This window comes from Sphaerospermopsis torques-reginae ITEP-024 (assembly GCF_019598945.1).
Classification (GTDB): Bacteria; Cyanobacteriota; Cyanobacteriia; order Cyanobacteriales; family Nostocaceae; genus Sphaerospermopsis.
Map to the genome: position 1 here is coordinate 2476099 of NZ_CP080598.1, position 18830 is coordinate 2494928.

11 protein-coding genes and 1 pseudogene are annotated in these 18830 nt (G+C 39.7%); 10 read left to right on the plus strand and 2 right to left on the minus strand.

Annotated elements, in window-relative coordinates:
- Positions 1-118 precede the first annotated feature (118 nt).
- Together K2F26_RS11635 and ccsB are read left to right on the plus strand one after the other, a co-directional pair.
- Positions 119-1822 (plus strand): DUF3352 domain-containing protein, encoded by a 1704-nt coding sequence (locus tag K2F26_RS11635; RefSeq protein ID WP_220611603.1) that lies wholly within the window; start codon positions 119-121, stop codon positions 1820-1822.
- 183 nt (positions 1823-2005) lie between these two features.
- A complete protein-coding gene (ccsB, locus tag K2F26_RS11640) occupies positions 2006-3049 on the plus strand; it encodes a c-type cytochrome biogenesis protein CcsB (protein WP_220611604.1) in 1044 nt (347 codons plus the stop codon).
- 296 nt (positions 3050-3345) lie between these two features.
- Here ccsB and K2F26_RS11645 read toward each other — a convergent pair whose 3' ends face one another.
- Entirely contained in the window at positions 3346-3702 is a 357-nt protein-coding gene (locus K2F26_RS11645; RefSeq protein WP_220611605.1) for a hypothetical protein, read from the minus strand.
- Positions 3703-3833: 131 nt separating this feature from the next.
- Between K2F26_RS11645 and K2F26_RS11650 the strand changes: the two genes are divergently transcribed.
- From K2F26_RS11650 to tilS, 3 genes are read left to right on the plus strand one after another with little or no spacing between them, the layout of a single operon-like run.
- A complete protein-coding gene (locus K2F26_RS11650; RefSeq protein ID WP_220611606.1) occupies positions 3834-4355 on the plus strand; it encodes a protein kinase domain-containing protein in 522 nt (173 codons plus the stop codon).
- An 8-nt stretch (positions 4356-4363) separates the two neighbouring features.
- On the plus strand, positions 4364-5854 hold the full coding sequence (locus tag K2F26_RS11655; RefSeq protein WP_220611607.1) for an ABC transporter substrate-binding protein: 1491 nt from the start codon (positions 4364-4366) through the stop codon (positions 5852-5854).
- A gap of 26 nt (positions 5855-5880) precedes the next feature.
- Positions 5881-6864, plus strand: coding sequence for a tRNA lysidine(34) synthetase TilS (gene tilS / locus K2F26_RS11660; RefSeq protein ID WP_220611608.1), 984 nt, complete (start codon positions 5881-5883; stop codon positions 6862-6864).
- 30 nt (positions 6865-6894) lie between these two features.
- Here the strand turns inward: tilS and hmpF are convergent, their stop codons facing one another.
- The gene (hmpF, locus tag K2F26_RS11665; RefSeq protein ID WP_220611609.1) at positions 6895-8655 is read right to left on the minus strand and encodes a pilus motility taxis protein HmpF; all 1761 of its coding nucleotides are present in this window, start codon (positions 8653-8655) and stop codon (positions 6895-6897) included.
- A 120-nt stretch (positions 8656-8775) separates the two neighbouring features.
- Here hmpF and K2F26_RS11670 point away from each other — a divergent pair.
- The 5 genes and pseudogenes from K2F26_RS11670 to K2F26_RS11690 form a co-directional block, all read left to right on the plus strand.
- Positions 8776-9573 (plus strand): annotated as a pseudogene (locus K2F26_RS11670) (response regulator); the annotation flags it as partial.
- Positions 9574-9763: 190 nt separating this feature from the next.
- Complete coding sequence (locus K2F26_RS11675; RefSeq protein WP_220611610.1) at positions 9764-10129, plus strand: response regulator transcription factor; 366 nt, start codon at positions 9764-9766, stop codon at positions 10127-10129.
- A gap of 13 nt (positions 10130-10142) precedes the next feature.
- Positions 10143-10703 carry a chemotaxis protein CheW gene (locus K2F26_RS11680; protein WP_220611611.1) on the plus strand — a complete coding sequence of 187 codons (561 nt, stop codon included), beginning with the start codon at positions 10143-10145 and terminating at the stop codon, positions 10701-10703.
- Between the two features lie 16 nt (positions 10704-10719).
- On the plus strand, positions 10720-13761 hold the full coding sequence (locus K2F26_RS11685) for a methyl-accepting chemotaxis protein (RefSeq protein ID WP_220611612.1): 3042 nt from the start codon (positions 10720-10722) through the stop codon (positions 13759-13761).
- Positions 13762-14051: 290 nt separating this feature from the next.
- Positions 14052-18707, plus strand: coding sequence for a hybrid sensor histidine kinase/response regulator (locus K2F26_RS11690; protein WP_220611613.1), 4656 nt, complete (start codon positions 14052-14054; stop codon positions 18705-18707).
- Positions 18708-18830 lie beyond the last annotated feature (123 nt).

The window sequence follows — 18830 nt, forward strand, 5'->3', positions numbered from 1 at the left end:
AACAAGATTCCCTAATTCTTCAAGCAGTGGGGAATCTGAGCGAGATTAAATGAACTTTGTTTGATTGAAAACGTCAAATCAGTAATTTGCTCTCAATTATTTATAGGTATAAATTGCAATGGGACTACCTATTGTGTCTAGTGTGATCAAGAAAAAAAAGAAACCGTCTTTAGTCCTAACCCTATCAACTGCTGGGTTATTAATTGGTGCTGGAAGTGCTGTATATTGGTTTTTCACCCAAGGACAACCATTATCTAGAAATTTGCCAGTAGGTGCAAATATTATTCCTCAAGATGCTTTGTTTGCAGTTTCCTTAACAACGGATACTCAACAATGGAAAAAATTAAGGGAGTTTGGGACACCAGAAACTCAAAAAGCACTGGATAAAAATTTAATCAAGTTGCAACAACGCTTGTTAACTAATAATGGTTATAACTTCGAGAAAGATATTCAACCCTGGGTAGGGGATGAAGTAACTATCGCTGTTTTAGCTCCTTCATTAGAGAATAAAACATCTAAACAAGTAGCGACGGATGCTGAGATTTATGAACAGTCAATGGTGATGGTTTTACCAATCAAAAATCCCGAAACTGCCAAAAGTATTTTGGCACAACCTAAATCATTGAAACAAGGCAAATGGATTGAGCGCACTTATCAAGGCATCACGATTAAACAAACCCAAGGACAAGCTGGACAAAAGCTTTCGGCTGCATTAATAGATCAGCAATTTGTCGTGATTACAGATAATGCTAAAACCACAGAAAGAACAATTGATGCCTATAAAAATCAAGCTTCTTTAGCAACATTAGAAGGCTTTGCCAGAAACTTCTCAAAAACAAGCAATTATAAACCTTTTGCTCAATTTTATATCAATGTACCAATAGCTGCCAAAATAGCAGCAGCGGCTCCTAATCGACGTTTACCTGCTCAGGTACTGACGCAACTTCAAAATAACCAAGGTGTGGCGGGAACTATTACCTTAGAAGCACAAGGAGTTAGGTTAAAGGGTGTTTCTTGGTTAAACCCCAATAGTAAGCGCGTGCTGGCGGTAGAAAATAAAGCCGGCAGTATGCAAAATCGCCTTCCCAGCGAAACTTTAATGATGTTGTCTGGCAGTAACTTACAGCGTTTGTGGACAGACTATGTTTCTACTTCTAAAGGAAATCCTTTGTCACCTATCAAGCCGGAAAAACTGCGACAGAGTGTAAAATCTTTGACAAATTTGGATTTAGAAAAAGATTTACTCAGTTGGATGAAAGGGGAATTTTCAGTTGCTGTAATTCCTAATACGCCAAAAGATGCAGCACCTGATAATTTTCGGGCTGGTTTAGTGTTTATGATTAAGGCTAGTGATGCTCAGGGAAATTTACGCCAATCTGCGGAAACTGCTTTACAAAATCTCGATGAAGTGGTGAAAAATCAATATCAGTTTCAAGTCGAGCCTGGTACTGTGGCGGGTAAACCTGTTGTGAACTGGATTTCACCTTTTGGGACTTTGACTGCTACTCATGGTTGGTTAGATCAGGATGTGCTTTTCTTCGTTTTGGGCGCTCCTGTCAGCGATACAATTGTTCCTAAACCCAACAACACACTAGCCAGCACTCTGCCTTTTCAACAAACAGTTCCCTCTGAACTTAATCCACCCAAAGGACAATTTTTCTTAGATATGGAACGGGCGGTTAAAAGTTTTACTTTCAATACTGTATCTCCCAACCAACAAGCATTACTAGCAGCAATACGCACTGTTGGGATGACAACTGCTGTCAAAGATAATCGTAGTCAGCAATATGACATTTTTCTGGAGTTGAAAAAGGGTAAGTAGGGACTGGGGACTGGGTAATCAATTTTATTTTTCCCAATCAACTGTCAACTATCAACTGTCAACTATCACCAAAACTAGATAGGATCAGGATAGTCGGAATGCTGTAAGCAAAAAGTATCAGTATTTGAGTTAAATTGATTTTCTAACTGGAACTGATCACTGATTTACTGGAGAGAAGTGTTTATGAATCTGGTTGTACTCCAGAACTGGCTGGATAATGCCTCCTTTGCTGTTTTGTTCTGCACTATGCTGGTGTATTGGGTGGGGGCGGCTTTTCCGAGTTTATCGGTGACTGCGGCTTTGGGGACGGCTGGAATGGCGATCGCTAATTTGTGTATTGCTACTCTTTTAGGGGCAAGATGGATTGAAGCTGGTTATTTTCCTCTCAGCAATCTTTATGAGTCTCTATTTTTCCTCACTTGGGGAATTACTGCTGTCCATCTCATTGCTGAAAATACAAGTCGTAGCAGGTTAGTGGGGGTTGTAACTGCTCCTGTAGCGATGGGAATTACAGCTTTTGCTACTTTAACCTTACCTTCAGAAATGCAGGTTTCTGAACCTTTAGTACCGGCTTTAAAGTCGAATTGGTTGATGATGCACGTCAGTGTGATGATGTTGAGTTATTCGGCTTTGATGGTAGGTTCTTTGTTGGCGATCGCTTTTTTAATTGTCACTCGCGGCCAAAACATTCAATTACAAGGAAGTTCTTTTGGCAATGGTGGTTATCGCACCAATGGTTACAAACTCATCAAGGCTGAAGAATTAGTCACAGAAACCCTAACTCCTGCATCGGAAAATAATCGTTTTTCCCGGTTGGAAAGTAATAACAACGGTAATGGTACTGCTGTTTTAGATGTGGTGAAAACTGCGCCTATTTCAACTGCGGAAATTCTTTCTCCTCAACGTCTTACCCTAGCAGAAACCCTAGATAATATTAGTTATCGCGTGATTGGTTTGGGTTTTCCCCTACTCACAATTGGTATTATTGCTGGTGGAGTTTGGGCTAATGAAGCTTGGGGTTCTTATTGGAGTTGGGACCCAAAAGAAACTTGGGCTTTAATTACTTGGTTAGTTTTTGCTGCTTATCTTCATGCGAGAATTACTCGCGGTTGGCAAGGTAGAAAACCGGCAATTTTAGCCGCAGGTGGTTTTGTTGTAGTTTGGATTTGTTATTTGGGTGTGAATCTTTTGGGTAAAGGTTTACATTCTTACGGTTGGTTTTTCTAGTTTTAGCTGTCAGCAGTCAGCAGTCAGCTTTCAGCTTTTGATGTTTTGATCATTAATTCCTCCTTTCTGTTGAGAGGGGGAATCTTTTTTTATCTCACGCAAAGACGCAGAGGCGCAAAGATACAAAGAAAAATTAAGAGACTTGGCAATTTAGACAAATAATCTACAAATTTTACAGCAATTTTCAGGTAAATGAACCACATTTTTTAATCTCACGCAAAGACGCAAAGGCGCAAAGGAAGAAAGGAAGATTTTATACAAACGGTTACAAAACTTAAACAACTGTATTAACCACCCTACCTAGAATGAACAATCCGACTAGGATAAACTCTAAAAGAATCAAAAAAATTAGTTGTTTCTGTAGTTAATTCATACGCAGTTCTAGCTCCCAATAAATAAAGTCTTCGTCTGACTACATATCCTTGATATTGTCCTTGAGTACCATCAGAATGTTGGATCAATAAATCAATTCCTGGATATCCTTTAATTACCATATTTGTGCTTTTTACAACCTTACCCCTGATATCAAGATTTTGTCGCAGAGCAGTTTGTAGGACTTCTCGAATGTCTTTTGAACTCCAAGAATAAATATCGACAGGTATGTCTTTGTGAAAGATCATATAGACTGTTCTGGTGGTTGTATTTATCGTCATTAAACTATTGTGAGTATTTTTTATTACCGCTCCAGGCATCCAAATTTCAAAATCTCGTTGATGTCCATAATAATAATCATTTATGGCAATTTTTAGGGGTTGTTTTTTCGTGAATTTTGTGGTTGAATTTAATGCTAAATTACCATCAAAAATTTCAGATTTTCCTTGATTTACCACAAATTGGCACTCCTGGTTATTGTTCACCAGAACAAGAAAATGGCATAGGGGTAACTTATCAATCTGATTTTTTTTCTTTGGGTCGTACTTTTGTTCATTTACTAACTGGAATTTATCCTGGAAATGGAAACTTGCAACTAGATCCAAGAACTTCAAAGTTATTATGGCGAGATGAAGCTCCAGAAATTTCTGAAGAATTTAAAGATTTAATTGATGATTTAATAGAGCATCAACCACGAGACAGACCAAGAAATACGCAAGAAATTTTGCAGGAAATCAAAGAAATTGAAGCAGATAATAAGCCAACTTTATTTCCTGTACCAATTGTTTTTTTAAGTTTTGCTCTCAATCTAGTTTTCTTGACTTTACTAGCTATGGTAAATGTATTAACGCTAGGCTGGAAAGTGTTTTTCTTGGTTGTCGTCTGTGTGATTGGTGGGTTTCTCTTTTTACCTTTGATTAAATATTTATTATAATTAAACTTATGAGCTTAAAAAGATTGATCAGAAAAATTAACAGAAGTTTTGGTAAAAAACTAACATCTTTGGTTGTTGCTTTAGGATTATTAATTATTGTTCCTACTTCTATATACTTAATTTTTAATCCTTCTGAAATGGAGTCTCATATTACGCTGCAAGAGAATGTTATAACTAATTCTCGTGGACAGAATCTTAGTTCATGTCCTCAACTAATTATCAAAAATACTGATCTGAACAACAGAATTAGTTTAGGAAATAAAACTCTTATTGGAGAACAATTTCTCATTCCTGATCATACAGATATGAATAGAAATAAAAAAATTCAACTATCTGTGAAAAAAAAGCAAGCCGGGACTCAAGCTTTTGCCCAGGGAAATTGTGAGGAAGCAAAAAAGCTATTTGCAGAAGCCAAAAATATATTTCCTAATGATCCAGAAAATATTATTTATTTGCATAATGTTCAAGTCGGATCAAATCCTCTCAAAATAGCCGTTAGTGTACCCATCGGCAACCAACCGCCTATTGCTCAAGAAATCCTCCGGGGAGTCGCTTATGCTCAATATAAAATTAACGAAACCGGGATTAATAACCGAAAATTACTGGTAGAAATTATCAATGATGACAATGATTCAGGGGTGGTGAAAAAAGTAGCTGAAGAATTAGTTAAAGATGCTACAATACTTGCTGTTATAGGACATAATACAAGTAAAGCTTCACTGGCAGCAGCACCCTTTTATAACGACCAATTAGTGATGGTTTCACCTACTAGCACAAGTGATAATCTCTCTAATTATAATAAATTCATTTTTCGGTCTGTATTTACTAATCGAGAGATGACAAAAACTTTAGCCAAATATGCAGTTAAAACTATTAACAAAAATCCAATAGCTGTTTGTTATGCTCATGATGATCCTAGTAGTAAATCTTTTACAGTAGATTTTAGGAAATCTGTCAACAATGAAGGTGGGAAAACAATTGAAATAGACTGCAATTTATCCAGTTCTAATTTCAATGCTGTGACAGCAGTAAGTCAAGCGATTAATCTGGGTGCAAATGGGTTGTTTATCGACCCCGAAATTAATCAATTAAACACAGCAATTAATTTAGCGAATGTCAATAATGGTAGATTAGTTTTATTTGGCGAACCAACTCTATATACTAAAGAAATATTACAAGGACAGGTTGAAGGTTTAGTGCTAGTCGCTCCCTGGCATCCTGATTTAAATCCGTCTTTTGCCCAAAATATGCAATCTTTTTGGGGTGGTCCGGTTAACTGGCGGACAGGGATGGCTTATGATGCAACACAAGCTATTATTGCTGGTTTGCAGCAAAAACAAACTCGTCAGGGTTTACAGCAAGTATTGGGGAGTAGGGAGTTTACTGCTCAAGGTGAAAATGGTGAAATTAAGTTTGATTACGATTCAGGCGATCGCCTGGGTACTGTAGTTCTTGTTACAGTGTCTAACAAAAACTTTAAATCTATCCCTGTCAAGTAAAATAAAGCACTAGCAGCAACAGAAAAATGAGCTTATGGACTCCTCTCCACGCCCAAATACATCGTACTATCCGCGCTCGTCATTTATTTGAGCGTCACCAAAATCTATTAGTCGCAGTTTCCGGTGGTCAAGATTCTTTATGCTTAATTAAATTATTATTAGATTTACAACCTAAATGGGGATGGAATCTAGCTATAGCCCATTGTGATCATCGTTGGCGTGCTGACTCTCAAGCTAATGCTGATCATGTACAAAATTTAGCACAAACTTGGAATCTACCTTTTTATTTAGAAACAGCTATAAATCTTGTTAATAGTGAAGCTACAGCTAGAAATTGGCGTTATCAGGTTTTAACGAATATTGCCCAAACTTATAATTATCAATATATCATTACTGGACATACAGCCAGCGATCGCGCGGAAACTTTACTCTACAACCTCATGCGCGGTACTGGTGCTGACGGTTTACAAGCTTTAACTTGGCAACGTCCACTTACTGACAACATTACCTTAGTACGTCCACTTTTAGAAGTTACTCGCCACCAAACTGAGCAGTTTTGTCAGGATTTTAATTTGCCCATTTGGGAAGATTCCACAAATCAAAATTTACAATATGCCCGTAATCGCATACGTAACGAACTCTTACCATATCTCAAGCAAAATTTCAACCCCCAAGTAGAATCTCACCTAGCACAAACAGCAGAACTACTACAAGCGGAGGTAGAATATCTAGAACAAACAGCCCGTCAATTGCGCTTAGAAGCCTCAGCAAAGGGTGAGAAAGGCGATTTACAACTTAATCGTCATCTTTTAAAAAAACAACCCCTAGCTTTGCAACGTCGGGTGATGCGTCAGGTCTTACAGGAAATATTACCTGATGCGCCCAACTTTGAACACATTGAAAAAATCACAGTTTTAATTACAGCACCCAACCGTTCTCAAACTGATCCTTTTCCCGGTGGAGCGATCGCTCAAGTACAAGGTGAGTGGATATGTATCATCAAGAAGTAAGGATGAGTGAGATTTTCATCATCATCCTTTCTAAGACGCTAACAAATCCAATTGAGGAATCAAACTTGTAATAGTCTGACGCATTTGAGTAATAATCTGAAGTTGAGAATCACCACTTTCTTGAACATGATTTAAAGATTCAGAAACAGCTTGCAACTGATACCGCAAACCATCCAAACAATCTTGAATAGGTTGTAAAGCTTCTTTATAAAGATTGACCTTACCCCAACATTCAGCAGTTGTAGTTTGCAAATTCAGTAATTGTGCTTCCAGTGATTTAATTTCTTGACGCTGAGACTCTAACTCATGGGTTTGATGTTCTATTTCCCCTTGTTTGCTTTCAATATCAGCACTCAGTTGCTGAATCTCACTTTCTAGCTTTTGCAGTGCTTGGGATTGTTGTTGTCGTTGGGTGTCAATTTGGGCAAGAATTGACTCTAAATTAATTGCATTATCACCAGTGGAATGGGGAACAGACTGTCCTTGTCGTTGCAGTAAAATAGCTTGATGTTGTTTAAAAATTTGCTCCTGTTTTCGTAAATTATGGCGTTGTGGTTTTAAACTTTTATTTAGCATCTGATAGAGGTCTTGTTCTTCAGCGAGTTCTGATGCTAAATTTCTGAGTTCATCTCCAGATGCGTGGCGGATCTTTTTCTCTATTTCTTGTATAGCTTGTTCCTTGTAATTTAATTCTTGTTCCTGGTCTTGAACGAAACTAGAATCTATTGCTAGTTTGTTTTGTAAATCGTGTACAATTTTTTGCAGTTCTTCCAGAGGGAGATGCCGCAAAGCTTCTACATCAACTTGACTTTCCAAAACCATATTCCCAGTCATTGTTAAAAAAGCCTGGGTTTGTTGGTATAAATATTCTTGATTTGACAATTGTTCTTTGAGTATGGCCAGAAAATCTTGTTTACTGTTCAGTTGTGTTTTAGTCAGTTGTAACTGAGTTATTTGTTCCTGCAAATAATTTTGACTTTGTTGGAGTTCAGATTGGCGATCGCTCAAAGTTTGGCAGAGTTGTTCAACTTCCCCTTGTTGTTGTTGAGCCAAATGGCGTTGCGACTCTAGTTGTTGCCAATGTGGGTTGAGAGTTGCTTGTTGCTTTTCTACAAGTTCCAAAGCCAAATTCAGATTTTCCCGCAATATTCCCGTAGAACCAACACCATGAGATAAGCGATTGAATAAATCAGCAATTTGTCGGCTTTGATCCTCATTGAAAACAGTCCCCTGGTGAGAATCTGTTTTAATTTCATCAAGACGACGTTGTTCTCCCCGTAAATGCTCCCAAGCACCTTCGAGTTCCTGACGATTGCGTTCAACTTCTGCCCGCAACCTGTCAATTTGCTCGCGGGATTTTTCAACTTCCTGCTTGTTTTTTTCTAAGCGTTGTACCTCTTGTTCTAGATTTTGCAGTTGTTCCCACCGCGCTTCCATGTCCATTTCTCGGCGATTTAGCTCTTGGACTTGAAACATGAGTGACTGCTTCCACTGGTCAATTTCATCTTCCTTCAGCTTAAATTTTTCCACTTGACGGGAAAAACTTTGCAAAATGTTTACTAGCGGACGACTGGCTTGCTGAATCCGCTGTACTTGACGATTCGGACTCAGTTCGACCAATACAAGTGCGCCATCATTCAATTTGCTGGCTTCCTCAGCCACAATTGTTTCCTCTGAGAGATTACTCCAATTCTGGTCACTACGTTGACAAGCTAGTAGTTTGAGTTCAGTTTTAGCACCGCCACTCAGTAAACTAGCTCTTTGTTTTTGTACTTCTGCTAAATACAGCACACCTCTAGTCCTTTTGATGTACTTTACGTCTGTGTTTTGGTATATACCTGAGATTATTCTGTTAGTTTGTCTTGTTTAACCTCAGTTTAGCAGCACAAGACAGATAAAACTATTTATGGCATGCAAGAATGGAAACAGTTATATCCACATAATATTCAATCGCCGGAACAGTTACCAATGCTGGCTGATCTAGCTAAATTGACAGAATCACTACTACAACACGGCGTAAATAAACCAACCATTCTAAATCGCTAAAAAGCTTACTCCATATTATTTTTGACTTTTGACTTTTGACTTTTGACTTCCGCGAAGCGGTACTACCAGTATCTACAGTGAATAAGTTACAACATTGGGCAGATGGTAAAACATCTATACGCCAATTGGCTCGTTATCTGAATCGTGATATTTTAACTCTTGCCAAGGCAATATATCCCTACGTACAACAGGGGAGGCTACAATTAGTATATTCAGTTTCTTCAGTGCCGGGTGATCAAATACCAAATTGGGAGAAAATAGACAACCATAAAGGAAAAGGACGGATAGTATGTATTGCAGATGCGATCGCCATTTGTGAAACTGTAGAGTCAATCTTAAAACCACAAGGATATGAAGCAATTTCCATCACTAAACCTTTAGAAGCCCTCAGCCTGGTTTTTCAACTCAAACCCAATTTAATTTTATGCGACATAGATAGCTATGCCGGAACTGGATGGATACGAAATTTGCGCCATGCTCAGACATTCCACAGCATTTCGATTTGTACCAATTATCATGCTCACTGGCAAAGAAGGATTTATTGATCGTGTCAGAGCGAGAATGGTTGGAGCTACAGATTATTTGACAAAACCATTTGCAGATACGGAATTACTTATGCTTGTAGAAAAATATATCAACTTAGATCCCAGTGTGGGAATATAAACCTAAGACAAGACTTGTGGATTGGCTCAAAGATAGGGTAAAAAATGTGATCACAGAATCAGCTAACTCCAGTAAAATGACTTTGTAAATTAGTTAAATATTAGACTTAATTTATACAATTATTAGCTGGTAAGAGAATTGGAGAACATTCCAGAACCGAAAGTCTGACATAGGAGGTAGATAGGTATTTATGAGTACAGTTCTGATTGTCGAAGACAGCATCGCCCAAAGGGAGATGATCACAGATATCCTCAAAGCTAGTGGCTTAACTGTCACCCATGCGGGAGACGGAGTAGAAGCTTTAGAAGCCATTCAAAGCACACCTCCCGATTTAGTAGTTTTGGATATTGTCATGCCCGGCATGAACGGTTACGAACTTTGTCGGCGGTTAAAATCCGATCCCAAAACCCAAAATGTCCCCGTAGTCATGTGTTCTTCCAAAGGAGAAGAATTTGATCGCTACTGGGGAATGAGACAAGGAGCAGACGCTTATATAGCCAAACCGTTTCAACCAACCGAGTTGGTAGGAACAGTCAAACAATTGCTGCGAGGATAAGGATGATAACAACATGGTCAGCAAACCAGACTTTTTAAGTGGCAGCGGTCAAGACCAATTTAGCCCAGAATTACAACTAGAAAGTCCTGATAGCCTTGGCGTGGCACAAGCCATAGACCCAAAAGGCGAGTTACATTTAAGATTTTATATTCCTTCACAACAGGAGTTTGCATTACCGGCAACTGGGATCAGGGAAGTCATCGAACTCAGTCCTGATCGGATCACCCCGATTCCTAATGCTTCTCCACTGCTTTTGGGTACTCTAAATTTACGAGGTCGATTAATTTGGGTAGCAGATTTAGGTCAATTTCTGGGAGATGCAACTCCATTAAACACGGATAGGTCTGAGATATCAGTAATTGCTATTGAAGATCAAGACACAATAGTAGGCTTAGGAGTGGAACAAATATGTGGTATGGGTTGGCTTGATGTACAGTATCTCATGCCAGCCAATAATGTACCAGATACGATGGCTCCTTTTCTCCGGGGAGAATGGATAGATACTGAAAACAATAAGTATCTAAGGTTAATTGATCAAACAGCAATTTTGCGGAGTGCTAGGTGGGCAGGTTGAAGTCGGGAGGGAGGATATGGCAGCAAATATAGATGATCGTAATTCAAAATATCAGCAGGCACTAACAGCCTATACAGAAGGAAATTATGAATTAGCCGCTACTTTAATAGACCAAGCGGTGCATAGTTCACCAGATGAACCCAATTCTCATCTGTTGCGGGGTCACATTTACTATGTTTTGCAGCAGTTCGACATTGCCCAAGCAGAATATGAGCAGGTGTTCCATTTGACAGATGATCAAGAAATTTTAGGTTCTGCAACTAACTACCTAGAAAGTATTAAACAATACTTTGAAGCCTTTGGTGAAGATGAATCCACCGTCGAGTCTAATCAACAGAGAAATTCTGTAGATTCTAATGGTCTGGTAATGGATGAAGCAGATTTACTAGATTTAGGAGTTATGAGAGACTTGGATAACGCCAACTTTGATTTGAAATCGTTTGGTGACTATGAAGCATCTCAAGACTATCTTGAAGATATATCTTTGAGTAATCCTTTTACAAGTGATTTAGATAGTATTAATTTTGACGAGCTACCGGATAACTCAATAAATTTCAGTAATGATCCTTTTGCATTGGATCAACCATTTTCAGAGTTAGAAGCAACCAGCAATGATGCGGAAGTATTAGAAAATTGGGAGTTGCCACTAACTTTAGATCAACCATTTTCAGAGTTAGGAGCAACCAGCAATGATGCTGAAGCATCAAAAGATTTAGAGTTACCTCCTTTTTGGCAAGAAGGTATTTCATCTGAAGACAATATTGGAGCATCAGCAGAAAATAATTATTTAACTGACTGGGATGCTAATTTGGAACAGGAAACTTCACTAACCATTGAAGATCAGATTAATTCACCATTTTTGGGAGAAATTAATTTATCAACTGACAATAATTGGGAAAATGCGCCATTAATGAGGGAACAAGATTCACCAGACTTTGAAGATATGAAAATGGAGAATTTGAAAGTTGCCAACAATAGTCAGGAAGATATTAATAATGTAGTCATTGCCGAACATGAAATCAATAATTATTTAACTAAAAATGATTTGCAAGACAGTAGTGCAAATACATTTTGGAAACGCCCAGATCATTTGATAGAAAAAAAATCAGAAGAATTTGAACCTGAACCTGACACAAATACCCAAATTTCATCATCTTTGAACAACAATTTTGCCGATGATGAGCAAGGTGTAAATTTGGATAGAAAATATCATGCAGATGAACTTGATGATGATCAGTTCGATTTAGAGGCATTTGAGTCTGCCTTTGGTTCAGAAAGCTTTACTACTGATGAAGACTATAATCCGGTTGTGCGGGGAGGAAATTCCCCAAACAATATTGAATTTTTAGGGGATTTTGACGAATTTGATGATTTAGGCAGTATTCCCAGCTTTGACCTCACAGAAGAACCTGAGTACCGAGAAATGAGTGCGTCTTCAGAAATAAGAGAGAGGTCTAGTAATACTAACAGTAGCTTTTATAAAGAGTTCTCCATTAATTCAGTTGATGATGATGTTGTTGACCGAGATGAAGAACTATTCACAATTACAGGAGTGCAAGAAGCAGTTCCTGTCTTTATCCAAGCAGAAGTTTCTAAACTAGAACCCAATGTCAGTGTTGAACAGGGTCTATTCGGATTTTTTGAAAATGCCTCTTTAGATAAAAAGCAATGGTATATCGCTGGTACAGTGGGTTTGACATCCGCAGTAGTAGCAGCTTTGGTCAGTTTTGGAGCTACCACATTTTCTCCACCGGACCAACGGGAGTCAGTGCGAAATACAGGCTGGGCAATGCCTTTAGCCGCAGGACTGGCAGGGGGCATGACCGCAGGTTTCATGGGAAATCTTACACTCAAGCAAATTCGACGCACAACCAAAGATTTGCAAGCTCAGTTTGATGCTGTACGAGAAGGGAATCTCAATGTTCAGGCTACCGTCTACTCAGAAGATGAACTAGGGTATCTAGCTACCAGCTTTAATGATATGGCACGGGTAATTTTCATGACCACCAAAGAAGCCCAACGGAAAGCGGTAGAACAAGAAGAAGCCAAAGAAAACCTGCAACGTCAAGTGATTCGCCTCTTAGACGATGTGGAAGGAGCAGCAAGAGGAGATTTGACAGTTCAAGCCGAGGTGACAGCAGATGTCTTGGGAGCAGTAGCTGATGCCTTTAACCTGACAATTCAAAACCTGCGGGATATTGTGCAACAAGTGAAATTGGCTGCGAGGGAAGTAACCAAAGGCTCAACCAACTCAGAAACCTTTGCTAGAGCTTTATCAGGGGATGCTTTGCGGCAAGCAGAAGAGTTGGCTGTCACCCTTAATTCCGTACAGGTCATGACCGAATCTATTAAACGGGTAGCAGAGTCCGCCAAAACAGCAGAAGTTGTAGCCCGTGATGCCAGTGTGATCGCCTTGAAGGGGGGAGAGGCGGTAGAAAATACCGTAGCGGGGATTTTGGAAATTCGGGAAACAGTGGCAGAAACTACGCGAAAAGTGAAACGATTAGCGGAATCTTCACAAGAAATTAACTCTATCGTTGCCTTGGTTTCCCAGATTGCTTCTAGAACCAATTTATTAGCACTTAACGCCAGTATTGAGGCTGCCAGAGCCGGAGAAGCAGGACGGGGGTTTGCGATTGTTGCCGATGAAGTGCGGCAGTTAGCAGACAAATCCGCCAAGTCGTTGAAAGAAATTGAACAAATCGTCATGCAAATCCAGAGCGATACAGGCTCTGTAATGACAGCGATGGAAGAAGGGACACAACAGGTAATTAAAGGGACAAAACTGGCAGAAGAAGCCAAGCGATCGCTAGAAGACATTATCGAAGTAGCTGGTCATATCGACAGTCTGGTGCGCTCAATTACAGCTGATACCGTAGAACAGACGGAAACTTCTCTGGCTGTGGCTCAGGTGATGCAATCAGTGGAACTCACAGCCCAGGAAACTTCCCAAGAAGCACAACGAGTTTCAGGAGCATTACAACACTTGGTGGGAGTATCCCGCGACTTGATCGCTTCTGTGGAACGCTTCCGAGTGGAAACTATTGAATCTAGGTAAAGGAAGAGTTTAATTTTGGATTTGAGATTTTTTCATCCAAGATCCCAAATCCCAAATCCCAAATCCCAAATCTAAAATCTGAAATTCAGCCTTCATCCTGTATTCATCCTCAGAATTCAGAATCCAAACTACAGAATAAATAAGACTCCTGACTTCTGACTCCTGTACGGGCGAAGCATTCGGGCGATCAATGATCAATTTTCGTCCAAGGCTATTTTCGGAATGCTTCGCCCCTACGACTTCTGACTCCTTCTCATTAATCGTTCATCCTTTATTCTTCATCCTTGTTTATGCAGCCCGAACAACAACAACGGATATTGGGTTACTTCATCGAAGAAGCCAGAGACCACCTAAACACGATTGAACAGGGGTTACTGAACCTACAAGAAACCCTTAATGATCCAGAAATGATCAACGAAGTCTTCCGCGCTGCTCACTCCATTAAAGGAGGGGCGGCTATGCTGGGATTGAGTAGTATTCAGCATACGTCTCACAGGCTGGAAGATAGTTTTAAAGTTCTTAAAGAGCAACGAGTTGACGTTGACCAAAAACTAGAGTCTTTGTTTCTGAGTGTGTCTGATACTTTAAAAGCTTTGTTGGATAATTTGGGTAGTCCCTTTGGTTTGTCAGAGGAAACTGCAAATACTTTGATGACCGCAACTGAACCGCTGTTTGCAGAACTAAATCAGCATCTAGAAAAACTTTTACAATCAGGAGTTGGATCTGTACCGACACCACCACCAAAACAGGATGTTGTACCTCCAGTAAGTACCCAAAAACCGCCAGTAGCCAGCCAAAATAATTGGTCAGATTTTCAAAGTCACGTCCTACAATCCCTGCGGGAAATGCTGCAACTTTTTAAACAAAGTAGCACACCTTCATCTAGGGAAAATTTACAGTCATGCTGTCAGCAATTATTGAAACTTGGTGAAAAATTTAATTTGCCGAATTGGTCTAAATTGTGTCAATCTGCCAATAATGCGATCGCCAATCCTGATAATAGTTATCTCACTTTAGCCAAAATTATTATTACCGAAATCAAACAAGCTCAAGAATTAGTTATTCAAGGTAAAGAAGCAGAAATAACCATTAGTCAAGAATTAGAAGCACTGGAGCTAATTCCAGAACTGGAATTGTTAGAACTAAATTGGGCAGAGGAACAACCACAGCCAATCACAGATGCTAACGATACACTAGAAATACAAGAAGTACATACAGATAATGTACTCGATAACAGCACAATTGTTGCACCAATAGAAGAATTTGACATAGCGGTAGATACAAGCATTCAAGACTTTGATAGCTTGCCAGAAATCGCTAGGGATGACACAGATGTAAATGCTTTTAGTCTCAATTCCTTGTTCACGGAAAACGACGAAGAAATACTCAACTTCAGTGGTGATATTACTAACTTAAATGGACTAGAAGTAGGCATTGCTGAGTTAAATACCCTAGAAGATTTATTTCAAGGCGAGTCTCCTGATTTTGAAACATGGGAACAAGAACAAATACCAGACACTACCATCAATCAATTAGGAACTGGTGATACTCAGGTTGAAGATAGTGATCACGATTTAGCTGAGTTACTGTCATTGGATAATAATATCAGCAGTGAAGAAATACAAAGTCCTGTCAATAATCTTGCAGAAGACTTTATACTATTCGACGAAACCTTTTTAGAAGAAAATTCAGAACTGCAAAATCAAACCATCACTGCTAAAACTCCACCAACTAGCGAACTGCCAACTACTGATATTGATTTCAATTTAGAATTATTCCTACCTGACATTACTGAAGACTTGACGGTTAGTTCTCCATCTGCACCTGAATATGATCTTAATAGCTTCTGGACAGAAATGGATTCAGAACCAGCACAGTTAAATGCTGCTGAATTAGAACAGGATGTGGCTAAGGAATTAGAAGAAAGTTTATTTGCCGGTTTTGGGCAAACTGTAGCTGATAGTCAGCATTCATCTAACCTCAACTTTTATTTAGAAGACTTTGATTTTACTGAAAACCAACAACAAGAGATAGGAGATTCCTGGTTGACATCAGGTGGAGATGATTTATTTGCTGATTTAGCAAATTCTCATTCCACTTCTCCCACAGCAGATAATGATCAGGTGTTATTGCCGGAAATTGATAGCTTCTCTCAACAACCAGCAGCAATGAATTTGATAGCAGAATTTACCGTTCCATCTGCTCAGACAAATGCTGATTTGGAATTGGATATAGAATTGGATATATTTGCTGGTTTTGATGACAATAGCAATGATGATGTATCACTTTCCTGGGAGAAGATCACAGTAATTCAGTCAATTGAAGATCACCAGGAAACCACAAAGACAACTATCAATGATTTCCATCTTATTGAGGAAAAACAGCCAGAGCTATTAGAGCAGGATGTAAGTGAAAATCTGGGGATAGACATTGATCTTTGCTTAGATATTGATTTACCAGAATTGGGTTTAGAACAAGAAGAAATCACAACAGATGTCTTTGATCAACCCCCTCTAACGCTACCTCTAACACTAGAAGCAGCAAATTCTCAACTATTAGAGTTAGAAAGTACAGCCACAAATACAGCGGAAAATGCAGTAGATGAACTGGCAGAATTAGAAGTATTCAATACTTCACAAAATGCAGTAGATGAACTGGCAGAATTAGAAACCACAGCCACAAATACTTCGGAAAATGCAGTAGATGAATTTGCAGAGTTAGAAGCATTACTCGATGAGGAAAAATTAGAAACACCCAATCCAGACTCCATTCCAGACGCGGATTTTGCGGCTTTAGAAGCATTACTGGGTACAGATATTGCTCCAGTAGCAGAGATACCACAAACGCCACCAAAACTGAGTCAACCTGTGGCTACAAAAGCTGAAAATATAGCTGCGTCTTCAGACATACCTGATGAATTTAAAGACTTGGAGGAATTACTTAAAGAAGTAGATCAAACAATCAACGCTACCGGAAGAAATGTAAAATCCAACACCAGCAAAGTGCCACGTCCGGCTACTCGTCGTGTTCGAGAAGAAAGTATGAAGATTCCAGTCAAGCAACTGGATGAAATGAGTAACTTAGTTGGGGAGTTGGTGGTTAATCGCAATACCTTAGAACAGGATCATGAGCGTCTGCGACAATCATTAGATAACTTATTGATTCAAATTCAACATCTTTCCGATGTGGGCGCAAGGATGCAAGAGTTATACGAGCGATCGCTCTTGGAAGCTTCACTATTGAAGAGTCGCAGAGCCAGAGAAAAAGGTGACAACAGTTCCAATGATCGGGGTTTTGCCTCGGAAGAAATGGACGAGTTTACCGAATTTCACTTACTTGCTCAAGAAACCATAGAATACATTGTGAGAGTTCGGGAGTCAGCCAGCGACATTGACTTTGTTACCGAAGAAACCGAGCGAGTAGCGCGACAGTTCCGTCAAGTCACCAGCCAACTACAAGAAGGAATCACCAAGGCGCGAATGGTGCCTTTTGCTCAAGCTGTTGAACGCTTGCGTCGAGGAGTGCGGGATAACGGCATCAAGTATGGCAAACAAGTAGAACTGATGACAGAAGGGGCAGATACATTAGTTGACAAGATGATTTTGGATCATCTGACAGACCCCCTCACCCATATGCTCAATAATGCGATCTCTCACGGTATTGAAACTCCAGAAGTTCGCACAGCTGCGGGTAAATCACCTGTGGGAACAATCAAGATCCGCGCTTTCCACCAAGGTAATCAAACTGTAATTGCTGTCAGTGATGACGGTGCCGGTATTGATCACGAAAAGGTAAAACAGAAGGCACTGCAAAAAGGTGTGATTACACCAGAAGAAGCAAAAATCATGTCTCGCCAAGAAGCTTATAAACTTTTGTTTCTGCCCAGTTTCAGCACCGCCGATGAAATTGATGATATTAAAGGCCGGGGCGTGGGTATGAACGTAGTTCAAAACGATATTCACGAAATTCGGGGAACTGTCACCACTGATTCGGTACTAGGCAAAGGAACTACCTTTACTATTCGCTTACCACTCACCCTGAGTATTTGTAAAGCTCTCTGCTGTATTTCCAACAAGTCAAGAATTGCCTTCCCAATGGATGGTGTGGAAGACACAATAGATATACCCGTTACAGATGTTCAGAAAGATGCTGACGGACAATCATTTATTTGGTGGCGGGAAACAGTCCTACCCTTCCGAACTTTACAGGAAATTTTGGTTTTCAATCGTCATATTGCTCGCGGTAATGTCTATAGCAACACGCGAGATGATGACACGATTTCTGTCGTCGTCCTGCGCTCAGGTAATACAATGGTCGCTCTCCAGATTGACCAAGTGTTAAGCGAACAGGAAATTGTAATTAAGCAATTTGAAGGACCTACACCTAAACCCAGTGGTGTTGCTGGTGCTACAGTTATCGGTGATGGTCGCATTATGCCTATTGCCGACGTTTTAGAAATTATTGACATCTTCCAAGGTAAGATGTCTAAACAAATTGGTGGTGGCTCTTGGCAACGGAAAACGGCTTCTCCTGTAGATAACGCTCCAGAGGTGAAGATTGATCCGACAGTGTTAATTGTCGATGACTCTATTACTGTCCGGGAATTACTGTCTCTCACTTTTACCAAAGCTGGTTATCGTGTTGAACAAGCCCGTGATGGTCAAGAAGCATGGGATAAGCTGCGTTCTGGTTTACCTTGCGATATCGTCTTCTGTGACATTGAAATGCCCCGCTGTGACGGTCTGGAACTGCTCTCCCGTATTCAAAAAGACGGTAGCCTTAATCACCTACCTATAGCTATGCTCACTTCCAGAGGTGCAGACAAACACAAACAAATGGCTGTTCAACTCGGTGCTAGTGGTTACTTTACTAAACCATATCTAGAAGAAGCACTATTAGAAGCCGCTTCTCGGATGCTCAAAGGTGAGAAGTTAGTAACGGCTTAGGTGGTGACTGGTGATTGGTGATTGGTGATTGGTGACTGGTGATTGGTGACTGGTGACTGGGACAAGATTTTAGATTTTAGATTGGAGATGAAATACAATCCAAAATCCAAAATCCAAAATTGT